This is a genomic window from Companilactobacillus versmoldensis DSM 14857 = KCTC 3814, assembly GCF_001434295.1.
GTDB classification, from domain to species: domain Bacteria; phylum Bacillota; class Bacilli; order Lactobacillales; family Lactobacillaceae; genus Companilactobacillus; species Companilactobacillus versmoldensis.
The window spans coordinates 18,291-32,678 of record NZ_AZFA01000023.1 but is presented as its reverse complement, the minus strand read 5'-3'; the positions used below and the strand labels follow the sequence as shown (position 1 = coordinate 32,678).

Below are 14,388 nucleotides of genomic sequence, written 5' to 3'. Positions count from 1 at the left end.
TACAATCATTATCATGACTTCTAACCTTGGTGCACGTTCGGTCGAAGATGATCGTTCGGTTGGTTTTGGTGCTAAAGATGCCAGAACTGATTACAAAGAAATGCAATCAAGAATCAATAGTGAATTGAAGAAGTTCTTTAGACCTGAGTTCTTGAACAGAATTGATGAAACTATCGTCTTCAAGGCTCTTAACAAAGAACAACTCAAGTCCATTGCTAAGATCATGAGCAACAATTTGAGAAAGAGATTAGCTGAGCGTGAAGTTAAGCTTTCAATTTCTCCAACTGCTTATGATGACTTGGTTAAAGATGGCTATGATCCAGAATATGGTGCTCGTCCTATGAGAAGAACAATTCAACGTGAGATCGAAGATCCAGTGAGTGAATTACTCTTGATGAACAACATTGCAGAAGGAGATACCATCAAGGTTGGTTCTAAGAAGGGCAAGCTTGATATTTCAGTTGCCAAATCAACTAATAAAGGTAATAAAAAGAAATTGGACGATAATAAGAAGGGTGCAAAAGTTTAGTCAAAATATTTCAAACTAGGTATTGACACTAGTATGTTTTGATAGTAATATTGCATTTGAGATTTAAAGTTCAAAACGCAAGCTACGATCTATTGTCCGTAGTGATGCCGTATAGAAAAAAGCAAAAGTAGGAAGAGATTCCTATTTTTGGTTTTTTTTTGCCCTAAAATGGATAAATAAATCGTTTTCATTCATTTGTAACACAAATGTAATATTTGTGGGCTTGTAATTTGGACAAAAATAAATGTTGAGGTGAAGAATTTGACTTTTCATAACGTAAATTATGGTGCACATCGTGTTCGTCGTAGTTATGCCAAGATCAAGGAAGTACTTCCACTACCAAATCTGATCGACATTCAAAGAAATTCTTACAATTGGTTCTTAGACGAAGGTCTTAAGGACATGTTTGATGATGTAATGCCTATTGATGATTTCGCTGGAAATCTTTCTCTTGAATATGTTGGCTATAAGTTGCTTGAACCTAAGTATACGGTTGAAGAAGCTAGACAGCATGATGCTAATTATTCCGCCCCTCTACACGTTACTTTGAAATTGACTAACCATGAAACTGGCGAAATCAAGTCTCAAGACGTGTTCTTTGGGGACTTCCCAATTATGACTGAACAAGGTACTTTTATCATTAATGGTGCTGAACGTGTAATTGTTTCACAATTAGTTCGTTCTCCTGGTATTTACTATAATACTGATACTGATAAAAATGGCCGTGTCAATTATGGTACAACTGTTATTCCTAACCGTGGTGCTTGGTTGGAATTTGAAACAGATGCTAAGGGCTTGGGCTATGTAAGAATCGATAGAACTAGAAAGTTATTGATCTCTGAATTGGTTCGTGCTTTAGGTTTTGGCTCAGATGCTGAAATTCTAGATATTTTTGGCGAAAATGACACATTGAATCTGACTCTTGAAAAAGATGTTCATAAAGATACTAGTGATTCACGTGTTGAAGAAGCTTTGAAAGATATTTATGAAAGACTCCGTCCTGGTGAACCTAAAACAGCCGACAGTTCTCGTTCATTACTTTATGCTCGTTTCTTCGACCCACGTCGTTATGATTTGGCCGCAGTTGGTCGTTACAAGATCAATAAGAAATTAAATATTAAGACTCGTTTGTTGAATCAAACATTGGCAGAAACATTGGCTGATCCTGATACAGGTGAAGTTGTCTTGAATAAAGATACTGTCATTGACCGTGATGCAATGAACAAATTGAGCCCATATCTTGATCGTGATGATTTCAAGACTGTTACAGTTCAACCTTCAGATGAAGGTGCTCAAACAGATCCTGTTACATTGCAGATCGTTAAAGTTTATTCAAAAGAAGACAACGAAAAAGTTGTTAATATTATTGGTAATGGTCACATCGATGAAAACAATCGTACGATTCAAGTTGCTGATATTTTAGCTGGTGTCAATTACTTCTTGAACCTTAAAGAAGGTATTGGTAATACCGATGATATCGACCACTTGGGTAATCGTCGTATTCGTTCAGTTGGTGAATTACTCCAAAACCAATTTAGAATTGGTCTTTCACGTATGGAACGTGTTGTTCGTGAAAGAATGTCAATTCAAGATACTTCAACTGTGACACCTCAACAATTGATCAATATTCGTCCAGTTGTTGCTTCAATCAAGGAATTCTTTGGTTCATCACAACTTTCACAGTTCATGGATCAGACTAATCCACTTGGTGAATTGGAACACAAGCGTCGTCTATCAGCTCTTGGACCTGGTGGTTTGACTCGTGATCGTGCCGGATATGAAGTTCGTGACGTTCACTATACTCACTACGGTCGTATGTGCCCAATCGAAACACCAGAAGGTCCTAATATCGGACTTATTAATAACTTGGCCAGTTATGCCATTGTTAATAAGTATGGTTTTATTGAAACTCCTTATCGTCGTGTTTCATGGGAGACTCACAAAGTTACTGATAAGATCGATTACTTAACAGCTGATGAAGAAGATAATTACATCGTTGCTCAGGCTAATACTAAGTTGAATGATGATGGTTCCTTTGCTGATACAACTATTTTGGCTCGTCACAAGGATGACAATATCGAAACTACAGCTGAAAAAGTCGATTATATGGACGTTTCACCACGTCAGGTAGTTTCTGTTGCTACTGCATGTATTCCCTTCTTGGAAAACGATGATTCTAACCGTGCCTTGATGGGTGCTAACATGCAACGTCAAGCTGTTCCTTTGATTGATCCACATGCACCACTTGTTGGTACAAGTATGGAATATATTGCTGCCCATGATTCTGGTGCTGCATTATTAGCTAATCATGCTGGAACAATTCAATACGTTGATGCTAATAAGATCACTATCGAACGTGATGATGATGGTACAACTGATGAATATAAAGTTACAAAATTCCGTCGTTCAAATAATGGTAAGAGTTATAACCAAAGACCTATCGTCCGTAAGGGTGAAGAGGTTAAGGCCGGCGATATCATTGCTGACGGTCCAGCTATGGAAGGTGGAGAATTAGCCTTAGGTCAAAATCCACTTATTGCTTTCATGACTTGGAATATGTACAACTACGAAGATGCTATCGTTCTTTCAGAAAAGCTTGTTCGTGAAGATGCTTATACTTCAGTTCATATCGAAGAATATGAATCAGAAGCACGTGATACAAAACTTGGACCTGAAGAAATCACTCGTGAGATCCCTAATGTTGGTGAAGAATCACTTAAAGATCTTGATGAATTTGGTGTCATTCGTATCGGTGCTGAAGTTCGTGATGGCGACATCTTGGTTGGTAAGGTAACTCCTAAGGGTGTTACAGAATTATCAGCTGAAGAGCGTCTATTACATGCTATCTTTGGTGAAAAAGCCCGTGAAGTTCGTGATACATCACTTCGTGTACCACATGGTGGTAGCGGAATTATTCAAGACGTCAAAGTCTTCACTCGTGAAGCCGGCGACGAATTGAATCCTGGTGTCAACATGATGGTTCGTGTTTACATTACACAAAAACGTAAGATTCAAGTTGGTGACAAGATGTCTGGTCGTCATGGTAACAAGGGTACTGTTTCAATCGTTGTCCCTGAAGAAGATATGCCATACATGCCAGACGGTACTCCAATTGATATCCTCTTGAACCCAATGGGTGTTCCATCTCGTATGAACATTGGACAGGTTCTTGATCTTCACTTAGGTATGGCTGCTAGAAAACTTGGCATCCACGTTGCTACACCTGTTTTCGATGGTGTAACTAACGAAGACCTTTGGGATATTGTTAAAGAAGCTGATATGGATTCAGATGGTAAGTCAATCCTTTATGATGGACGTACTGGTGAACCATTTAAGAACCGTGTAGCGGTTGGTGTCATGTACTACATGAAGTTAGCCCACATGGTTGATGATAAATTGCACGCTCGTTCAATCGGACCTTACTCACTAGTTACTCAACAACCACTTGGTGGTAAAGCTCAGTTCGGTGGACAGAGATTTGGTGAAATGGAAGTTTGGGCTTTGGAAGCCTATGGTGCCGCTTATACGCTTCAAGAAATCTTAACTTACAAGTCTGATGATATTGTTGGACGTGTTAAGACTTATGAAGCAATCGTTAAGGGTGAAAGTATTCCTAAGCCAGGAGTTCCTGAATCATTCCGTGTTCTTGTTAAAGAATTACAAGCTCTTGGACTTGATATGAAGGTCCTTGATAGTGGTAACAAAGAAATTGAACTTAGAGATATGGATGAAGATGATGACACTGTAAGTGTTGATGCCTTATCTAAATTTGCTAAGCAACAAGAACAAAAACGTGCTGAAGAAGAAGCTAAGAAGCTAGAAGCAGAAGATAACCAATCATCTGTTACTAACAATTCGCAAGGAACAAAATCAGAATAATAGTTAAAATTTAGCATGTTAGGGAGGTTACCTTTTGATAGACGTTAATAAATTTGAAAGTATGCAAATTGGTTTGGCTTCTCCCGATAAGATCCGTAGCTGGTCTTATGGTGAAGTTAAGAAACCCGAAACAATCAACTACCGTACTTTGAAGCCAGAAAAAGATGGTCTATTCGATGAGAGAATTTTTGGACCAACTAAAGACTGGGAATGTGCCTGTGGTAAGTACAAACGTATCCGTTATAAGGGTATTGTTTGTGATCGCTGTGGTGTTGAAGTTACTCGTTCAAAAGTTCGCCGTGAAAGAATGGCTCACATTGAATTAGCAGCTCCTGTTACACATATCTGGTACTTCAAGGGTATCCCATCACGTATGGGTCTTGTTTTGGACATGAGCCCAAGAAACCTTGAAGAAGTAATTTACTTTGCTTCATACGTAGTTATTGATCCAGTTGATACAGACCTAGAAAAGAAACAACTACTTACAGAATCTGAATACCGTAAGAAGCGCGAAGAATTTGGTAACAAATTTGTTGCTAAAATGGGTGCTGATGGTATCAGAGAACTTCTTAGCCAAGTAGATATGGATGAAGAAGTCAAAGACTTACGTGAGGTCTTAAAGACTGCACAAGGTCAAAAACGTACACGTGCTATCAGACGTTTGGATATCTTAAGTGCTTTCCAAAAATCTGGTAATAAGCCTGAATGGATGGTAATGGATGCAATTCCTGTTATCCCACCAGACTTACGTCCAATGGTTCAACTTGAAGGTGGCCGTTTCGCTACTTCTGACTTGAACGATTTGTACCGTCGTGTAATTAACAGAAATAATCGTTTGAAGAGATTGTTAGATTTAAATGCACCTAACATTATTGTTCAAAATGAAAAGAGAATGCTTCAAGAAGCCGTTGATGCATTGATCGATAATGGTCGTCGTGGCCGTCCTGTTACAGGACCTGGTAACCGTCCTTTGAAGTCACTATCACATATGCTTAAAGGTAAGCAGGGACGTTTCCGTCAAAACTTACTTGGTAAACGTGTTGACTACTCAGGTCGTTCAGTTATCGATGTTGGTCCTACATTGAAGTTCTATCAATGTGGACTTCCTCGTGAAATGGCTTTGGAATTGTTCAAACCATTCGTTATGCATGAATTAGTTAAAAGAGAGATTGCTTCTAACGTTAAAAATGCTAGAAGAAAAATTGATCGTCAAGATGATGATATTTGGGATGTTCTTGAAGATGTAATCAAGGAACGTCCAGTATTACTTAACCGTGCCCCTACGCTTCATAGACTTGGTATCCAAGCCTTTGAACCTGTTTTGGTTGATGGTAAGTCAATTCGTTTGCACCCACTTGCTTGTGAAGCTTACAATGCCGATTTTGATGGTGATCAGATGGCTGTTCACGTTCCATTATCTGACGAAGCACAAGCTGAAGCTCGTATGTTGATGCTAGCTGCTCATCATATCTTGGCTCCTAAAGATGGTAAACCTATCGTTACTCCTTCACAGGATGTTGTTTTAGGTAACTACTATCTAACAATTGAAACAAGACATATGACTGGTGAAGGTAAGATCTTCAAGGACACTAACGAAGTTAAGATGGCTTTGTTGAACGGACAAGTTCACTATCATACAAGAATTGGTATTTCAGTTGCTTCAATGCCTAAGAAACCTTTCAAGGATGAAGAACGTGATAAGGTAATGATCACTAGTGTTGGTAAAGTTATCTTTAATGAAATTCTTCCTGAAGATTTCCCATACTTGAACGAACCTACTGATGACAACCTCATCAATGGTGTTCCTGACAAATACTTCTTAGGTAAGGGTGAAAATATTGAAGACCGCCTTGATGAAATGGAACTTATTGACCCTCTTAAGAGTAGTTATTTAAGTGATATCATTGCTCAAATCTTCAAAGTTTACCGTGTTCAAAGAACTTCTGAATTGCTAGATGATATGAAGGAATTAGGTTACACAATCTGTACTTATTCTGGATTAACAGTTGGTGTTACAGATGTTCCTAACTTGACTGAAAAGCCTGAAATTATTGAAAAGGCCCACAAGCAAGTTGCTTCAATTTCAAAACAATTCCGTCGTGGTTTGATCACAGATGATGAACGACATGATCGAGTTATCAACGTTTGGAATGAAACAAAGGATGATATTCAACAAAAATTGATCGATTCCTTTGATCCAACCAACCCTATCTCAATGATGTCTGACTCTGGTGCCCGTGGTAATATCTCTAACTTTACACAGTTAGCTGGTATGCGTGGACTTATGGCTGCCCCTAACGGTGGTATGATGGAAATCCCTGTTATTTCTAACTTCCGTGAAGGCTTGTCAGTCTTGGAAATGTTCATGTCAACTCACGGTGCCCGTAAAGGTATGACTGATACTGCGTTGAAGACAGCTAACTCAGGTTACTTGACTCGTCGTCTAGTTGATGTTGCTCAGGATGTTATTGTTCGTGAGGAAGATTGTGGAACTGATCGTGGATTAGTTGTTAGTGCAATCACTGAAGGAACAGATATGATCGAACCATTGTTTGACCGTCTAGTTGGACGTTATACACAAAAGACAGTTAAAGATCCAGAAACTGGTGAAGTAATTGTCCCACGTGGTGTCCTTATGGATGAAGACATGGCTCAAAAGATCGTTGATGCTGGTGTTAAAGAAGTTACAATTCGTTCAGCATTTACATGTGATACAAAACATGGTGTATGTAAGAAATGTTACGGTCGTAACCTTGCTACTGGTGAAGAAGTTGAAATTGGTGAAGCAGTTGGTACTGTTGCTGCTCAATCAATCGGTGAACCAGGTACACAGTTAACAATGCGTAACTTCCATACTGGTGGTGTTGCTGGTGGCGATGATATTACACAAGGACTTCCTCGTGTGCAAGAAATCGTTGAAGCTAGAAACCCTAAAGGTCTTGCAGTTATTTCCGAAGTTGATGGTACAATTACTGCCATCGACGAAAACCCTGCAGAACATACTAAAGAAATTACCGTTGAAGGTAATATCGATACTAGAACTTACAGTGTTCCTTATACTTCAAGTGTGGCTGTTGCTGAAGGCGACGTTATCACTCGTGGTTCTAAGTTGACTACTGGTTCAATTGATCCTAAGGAATTGATCAAGATCACTAACGTATCAACAACAGAAAACTATCTCCTTGCTGAAATCCAAAAGGTTTACCGTATGCAAGGTGTTGATATTTCTGATAAGCATTTCGAGGTCATGATCAGACAAATGCTTCGTAAGGTACGTGTCCTTGATCCTGGTGATACTGATGTATTACCTGGTGAATTAATGGATATTTCACAATTCACAGATCATAACCGTGATACTTTGATGAGTGGTGGCATTCCTGCTACTGGTCGTCCAGTATTACTCGGTATTACTAAAGCATCACTTGAAACTAACAGTTTCTTGTCAGCTGCTTCCTTCCAGGAAACAACTAGAGTTCTTACTGATGCTTCAATTCGTGGTAAAAATGATCCACTTCTTGGACTTAAGGAAAATGTTATTATTGGTAAACTTATCCCTGCCGGTACTGGTATGGCTAAGTATAACCACATGGAACCAAAGAAAACTGGTCCTATGGCAGCAAATTCTTTAAATGGCGCTTATACAATCTCTGATATCGAAGAACAGATGAAAGCAGAAGACGCTAAGAAACAAGAAGAAAAAAATAGTAAGTAAAATTACTGATAATTAAAGTCGGCCTCCGATTGGGAGAGCCGACTTTTTTTGTTAGAATGAATATGTAATTAATTGTTTTTAAATAACAGGGGGCTAATAATGCTTACTAAAGAAACGCTCAAGTACCAAGATACAAGCTTTGATCTTGATACTTATTTTTTAGATAAAATTGGTGACTTCACTAAGGAAGTGAAACATCCCTTAGCCATCATTATTCCTGGTGGAGGCTTCAATTTTCACACAGACCGCGAATCGCAACCGATCGCCATGAAGTTTGCAGCAGCTGGGATCCATTCTGTTGTCTTTCATTATCAACTATTAAAAGATGGTAAGTCAGTCTTTCCACTTGCTTTACAAGAGTTAGCAACGACACTTAATTGGTTAAAGACACAGGCAGAAGTCCATCAAATAGACTCAGATAAAATCTTGTTGATCAGCTTTTCTGCTGGTGGCAGTATCGTCACTAACTTCAACTCATTCATGTTAAATGAGTCAACATGTTCAGAAATCTTTGACGGAAAACTTGAAGTTCAACCATATGCCAACATCATGGGCTACCCAGTCGTTGATATGACCTTAGGTTGGCCTAAAACTCTCGATGATGCTGCTAAAATGAGTCCTGATAAGAAATTCTGGAAAGCTCAGGAAACAGTAACTAAAGATGCTAAGCCATTCTTCATTTGGCAAACTGTGACTGATCAAACAGTACCAGTTAAGAATTCATTGATTTATGCAGACAAATTGAACGAATTGGGTATTCCTTATGAGTTACATTTATTTTCTAATGGGCCACATGGTCTTTCCCTGGGGACATATCAAGTTCAAGAACCAGGCGGAGATAAATATTTAAATGATCAAGCTTCTAAATGGTGGGACCTGTGTATCAATTGGTTGACACAAATTAAGGTACTACCAGTAGATTAATTGCTCCAATTAAAGATCAGATAGGTTATTCCAATGCCGAGTGTCAGGTAGGGGATAAATCTAAATGATCTTTTTTTATCCCATAAATAATGCAATAGGCACAGAGCACAGGCTAGGCTTACGCCAAAGGTAATGATTTGCATATGAAATAGGATAGCCAGTAAGCTGATAAGTTCAACATCGCCCAGACCAATTCCGGGACCAAGTTTGAAGAACAGGTAGAGGATGGTCCAGGTCATTATTCCTGTCAGCCAATGAAGCTGGTTGAGGTTGACTAGGAAACTCGGTAGCAGGATTGGATAAAAGATTGGATAAATATACCCGTCACGCAAATCCATCATGGAGAAGAGTGTCAGGCTGATAAAGATTGGAACGATGAATCTAAGATCAATATGTTCAACTACAAATAGGATTAAAAATATTCCACCGCTGGTCTCACTGATAGGATAAAGTGATTTAATTGGTCTATTGCAGCAATGGAATGGGTCTTACCAAATGTACTTAAATAGCTTAAAATAGGTATGATGTGAGTCCACGATAATGGACAATGGCAATGGTCACAGTGGGAACGTCTGACGGAGCGATGTTTTGGATCAGGATAATCCTGGGCAACGACCGTTAAGAATGAGACTAAACTGGCGCAGGTAAAGAAGATAGTTAAATAGTATAAAGACAACATTTGATCACCTCAGATTAAATTACGTCAAGGGGATGTTTTTTTCTTTAAAACGTTTCAAAAGTAGCGTTGACACTCTGGTGAGTAGATGGTATTCTATTAGACGTGCTTTTATTGGCAGCAAGGATAGTTTTGTTTATAAATATAAGCTCAAAGGGTACGCCACGTAAGTGGTTTATTATTTTTCAAAAATTGTGAACCACCTGGATGTGTGTACTTAAAATTTTTAGGAGGAACTTTGAATGCCTACAATTAATCAATTAGTACGTAAAGGCCGTAAGTCACAGTCATCAAAGTCTGATGCACCTGCATTGAACTATGGCTATAACAGTATGAAGAAAATTTCTACAAAGAACCCAGCACCTCAAAAACGTGGTGTTGCAACTCGTGTCGGAACAATGACACCTAAGAAACCTAACTCTGCTCTACGTAAGTATGCCCGTGTTAGATTATCAAACCTTATCGAAGTAACAGCATATATTCCTGGTGTTGGACACAACCTACAAGAACATAGTGTTGTTCTTGTCCGTGGTGGTCGTGTAAAGGATCTACCTGGTGTTCGTTATCACGTTGTTCGTGGTGCTCTTGATACAGCCGGTGTTGACGGACGTATGCAAAGCCGTTCAAAATACGGTGCTAAGAAACCTAAGAAATAATTAGTTAAGAATAATAACGGAGGAATTAAATATGCCAAGAAAAGGTAGCGCTCCAAAACGTGACGTTTTGCCTGACCCAATGTATAACTCAAAATTAGTAACTCGCTTGATCAACCATTTGATGTATGACGGTAAAAGAGGTACAGCTTCATCAATCCTTTATCGTTCATTCGATATCATTAAGGATAAGACTGGTAACGAACCATTGGATGTCTTCGAAGAAGCCATGAACAATGTTATGCCAGTTCTAGAAGTTAAAGCTCGCCGTATCGGTGGTTCTAACTATCAAATTCCTATTGAAGTACGTCCAGATCGTCGTACAACTCTAGGTCTACGCTGGATTGTTAGCTATGCTCGTCTACGTGGTGAACACACAATGGATGAAAGATTAGCAAATGAAATTATGGACGCAGCCAACAATACAGGTGCTGCTGTTAAGAAACGTGAAGACACACATAAGATGGCTGATGCCAACCGTGCCTTTGCCCATTATCGTTGGTAGAATTCAGTTTAAACTGAGAGGAGATAAAATTTTTAATGGCTAATAAACGTGAATTTCCATTAGAAGAAACTCGTAATATTGGTATCATGGCCCATATCGATGCCGGTAAAACGACAACTACAGAACGTATCTTGTACTATACTGGTAAAATCCATAAAATTGGTGAAACTCATGATGGTGCTTCACAAATGGACTGGATGGCCCAAGAACAAGAACGTGGTATTACTATTACATCAGCTGCTACAACTGCTGAATGGAAAGGTAACCGTATCAATATCATTGATACTCCAGGACACGTTGACTTCACAATCGAAGTTGAACGTTCATTGCGTGTTCTAGATGGTGCCATCACAGTTCTTGATGCTCAATCTGGTGTTGAACCACAAACTGAAAACGTTTGGCGTCAAGCTTCAACATATAGTGTTCCTCGTATCGTCTTTGTTAACAAGATGGATAAAATCGGTGCTAACTTTGACTATTCTGTTGAAACACTTCATGAAAGATTGGACGCTAATGCCCACGCTATCCAAATGCCTATCGGTGCCGAGGATAAATTCGAGGGTGTTATTGACTTGATCGAAATGAAAGCTGATCTTTATGACGAAGATGAGTTAGGTACAAAGTGGGATACAGTTGACGTTCCTGACGAATACCTTGAACAAGCTAAAGAAAAACGTGCAGAATTGGTTGAATCTGTTGCTGATGTTGATGACAACATCATGGAAAAATACCTTGATGGTACAGAAATCACAAATGACGAATTGCGTGCTGCAATCCGTGAAGCAACAATCAACTTGAAATTCTTCCCAGTTCTTGCAGGTTCTGCCTTCAAGAATAAGGGTGTTCAAATGTTGATGGATGCCGTTGTTGATTATCTACCATCACCACTTGAAGTTCGTCCTTATAAGGCTACAAATCCTAAGGATGAAAGCGAAGTTGAATTAAAAGCTGACGACAGCAAACCATTTGCTGGATTGGCATTCAAGATCGCTACTGACCCATTCGTTGGTCGTCTAACATACATTCGTGTATATAGAGGATCACTAGAATCAGGTTCATACGTTCTTAACGCATCTAAGGATAAGCGTGAACGTGTTGGTCGTTTGCTACAAATGCATTCTAACCACCGTAAGGAAATCCCTGAAGTGTTCTCAGGTGATATCGCTGCTGTTATCGGATTGAAGAATACAACAACTGGTGATTCATTAACTGATCCTGACGATCCATTGATTCTTGAATCATTGGATATTCCAGATCCAGTTATCCAAGTTTCTATCGAACCTGATTCTAAGGAAGATAGAGATAAGATGGATGTTGCTATTCAAAAACTATCTGAAGAAGATCCAACTTTCCAAGCTGAAACAAACCCTGAAACAGGTCAAACATTGATCGCCGGAATGGGTGAATTGCATTTGGATATCATGGTTGACCGTATGAAACGTGAATTCAAGGTTGCATGTAAAGTGGGTGAGCCACAAGTTGCTTACCGTGAAACATTTACACAACCTACTAAGTCACAAGGTAAGTTCGTTCGTCAATCTGGTGGTAAAGGTCAATACGGTGATGTATGGATCGAATTTACACCAAATGAAGAAGGAAAAGGTTTCGAGTTCGAAGATGCCATCGTTGGTGGTGTTGTTCCTCGTGAATACATTCCTTCAGTTGAACAAGGTTTGAAGGAAGCTATGGAAAACGGTGTTCTTGCCGGATATCCATTGATCGATGTTAAGGCTAAGTTGTATGATGGTTCATATCACGAAGTCGATTCATCTGAAGCAGCCTTCAAGATTGCTGCATCAATCGCTTTGCGTAATGCTGCTAAATCAGCTGGCGCAGTTATCCTTGAACCAATTATGAAAGTTGAAATTGTTACACCAGAAGATTACTTAGGTGATGTTATGGGACAAGTAACAGCTCGTCGTGGACGTGTTGAAGGTATGGAAGCTCGTGGTAATGCACAACTTATCAACTCATTCGTTCCACTTTCAGAAATGTTCGGATATGCTACAACTCTTCGTTCAGCTACACAAGGCCGTGGTACTTTCACAATGACATTTGATCATTACGAAAAGGTTCCTAAGTCAATTCAAGCTGACATCATCAAGAAAAATGGTGGCAACCCATAAGAATAATGATTTTTAAAAAGCCAAGAGCAAATTGCTCTTGGCTTTTTTTTCTAATTTTTTAATTGAAGAAATGCAATTGGAAATGAGGTTGCCGTTTCGTCTTGAGCTGTATCAATAGTAAACCTAAGCAGAAGAAAATGAGACATTCGATAACTGTGATCAGAATGTCACTACTTAAAACTTTTCCGGTCATAACTTGGCTAGTAGAAGTTAGGAAGACTAAAGTGTCCAGTAGTGCGTGAAATAGTACAGGTAAGTAAAATAAGTCAGAATAGAGATAGATTCCTGATAAGAATAAACCATAAGCAAAGGCAAACCCGATCTGAACTAAAGTCGCTCCAATATTTTGACCGGCAAAAAGATTCAGAGAGTGCATCAGGGCAAAGAGTAAGCTACTTAGCAAACCAGCATAAATGAACCTGTTTCTACTATTATAAAGTGTGTCAATAATGATGGTTAGAATGGCAAATCTGAAAATAAATTCTTCGGCGATTCCAGCTTCAAGTCCACTCAGGATATTTGAAGTGGTGAAACTCAAACGATGAATATCAAATTGAATCAAAGACACAAAAATATTATTTCCGCTGGCAAAGGCATTCCACCCAGAGAACCAGATGGCAAAGATAGTTAGTAAGGCGAGTAGCCATAAGTTAGTTCGACGGTTTAATTTGACTTTGGGCAAGCCGTATCTCCATTGATACATTAGGATAATGATCATGATGGCGATTATCAGGGCTCCATCAAATAGTGAGTCCGACCAAGTTTTGATGGTCGGATTTTTGGCAAGGGTAGTAGCTTGGACCATTAAATCGAGAGCCTGTGAAGCGGTGGACAGAAATGAGTACAATAAAACGATGATTTGGATAGTTGGTATTTTAATTGGCTGTAGGGTAACAAATGTGTAGGGTATGAACATGATCAAAGAGTAGGCTAATAATAAAGCGATAATGAAAGGATTGTTCCAACTGATCATAGGCATTAGTCTAATCAACATGGAGATGCTGAAGGGAATGATAATGCTTTGTCCAAATAGTTGGAGCATCCAGTTGAGTTTTCTCGTGATAGTCAATTGCTTTTGTGGGTGATGCAATAGCCCGCAGAGATTTATCAATATTAGTGGTAGGAAGATTAGTTGATACGTTTTCATTGAAAAAAAGAAAATTATTATGGAATTCAAAATGAGTTGGTAGTAAAATAACGATTGTTGAACTGAAATTCTTGTTTTCATCATGTTTTTTATCCTATTTATATGTTTAAGGCAATTATTACACAAAAACTACATTAAATATCGATGGCAGTTTTTTCGGTTCAAAACTTAAAAAGTCCTTGATAATGCCCGTTTAATCGTGTATTATAAGAAAAGTGCTTATTTCGTAGGAGAAGT

Annotated in this window: 9 protein-coding genes; 7 read left to right on the top strand and 2 right to left on the bottom strand. The window is 38.9% G+C overall.

All coding sequences use genetic code 11. The features are described from left to right. The 4 genes from FC27_RS09795 to FC27_RS09780 all read left to right on the top strand — a co-directional run. Positions 1–529 (top strand): AAA family ATPase (locus FC27_RS09795; protein ID WP_156402517.1); only part of this gene is annotated, 529 nt, incomplete at its 5' end. 261 nt (positions 530–790) lie between these two features. Continuing rightward, positions 791–4,408 (top strand): DNA-directed RNA polymerase subunit beta, encoded by a 3,618-nt coding sequence (gene rpoB, locus FC27_RS09790; RefSeq protein WP_010624933.1) that lies wholly within the window; start codon positions 791–793, stop codon positions 4,406–4,408. Positions 4,409–4,442: 34 nt separating this feature from the next. Beyond that, positions 4,443–8,120, top strand: coding sequence for a DNA-directed RNA polymerase subunit beta' (gene rpoC, locus FC27_RS09785; protein ID WP_010624932.1), 3,678 nt, complete (start codon positions 4,443–4,445; stop codon positions 8,118–8,120). A gap of 99 nt (positions 8,121–8,219) precedes the next feature. After that, positions 8,220–9,044: an alpha/beta hydrolase gene (locus FC27_RS09780; protein WP_010624931.1), complete on the top strand. Its 825-nt coding sequence runs from the start codon at positions 8,220–8,222 to the stop codon at positions 9,042–9,044. Between the two features lie 412 nt (positions 9,045–9,456). Here the strand turns inward: FC27_RS09780 and FC27_RS12250 are convergent, their stop codons facing one another. Then, on the bottom strand, positions 9,457–9,723 hold the full coding sequence (locus FC27_RS12250) for a prepilin peptidase (protein WP_076613336.1): 267 nt from the start codon (positions 9,721–9,723) through the stop codon (positions 9,457–9,459). A 239-nt stretch (positions 9,724–9,962) separates the two neighbouring features. Here FC27_RS12250 and rpsL point away from each other — a divergent pair, with 239 nt between their 5' ends. From rpsL to fusA, 3 genes are read left to right on the top strand one after another with little or no spacing between them, the layout of a single operon-like run. Further along, positions 9,963–10,376, top strand: a complete 414-nt coding sequence (gene rpsL / locus FC27_RS09775) for a 30S ribosomal protein S12 (protein WP_010624930.1) — start codon at positions 9,963–9,965, stop codon at positions 10,374–10,376. A 31-nt stretch (positions 10,377–10,407) separates the two neighbouring features. Continuing rightward, positions 10,408–10,878, top strand: coding sequence for a 30S ribosomal protein S7 (gene rpsG, locus FC27_RS09770; RefSeq protein WP_010624929.1), 471 nt, complete (start codon positions 10,408–10,410; stop codon positions 10,876–10,878). Between the two features lie 35 nt (positions 10,879–10,913). After that, positions 10,914–13,004, top strand: coding sequence for an elongation factor G (gene fusA / locus FC27_RS09765; RefSeq protein ID WP_010624928.1), 2,091 nt, complete (start codon positions 10,914–10,916; stop codon positions 13,002–13,004). A 58-nt stretch (positions 13,005–13,062) separates the two neighbouring features. On the opposite strand, the gene FC27_RS09760 is transcribed toward fusA, so the two are convergent. After that, positions 13,063–14,094 carry a CPBP family intramembrane glutamic endopeptidase gene (locus FC27_RS09760; RefSeq protein ID WP_010624927.1) on the bottom strand — a complete coding sequence of 344 codons (1,032 nt, stop codon included), beginning with the start codon at positions 14,092–14,094 and terminating at the stop codon, positions 13,063–13,065. Between the last annotated feature and the right edge of the window lie 294 nt (positions 14,095–14,388).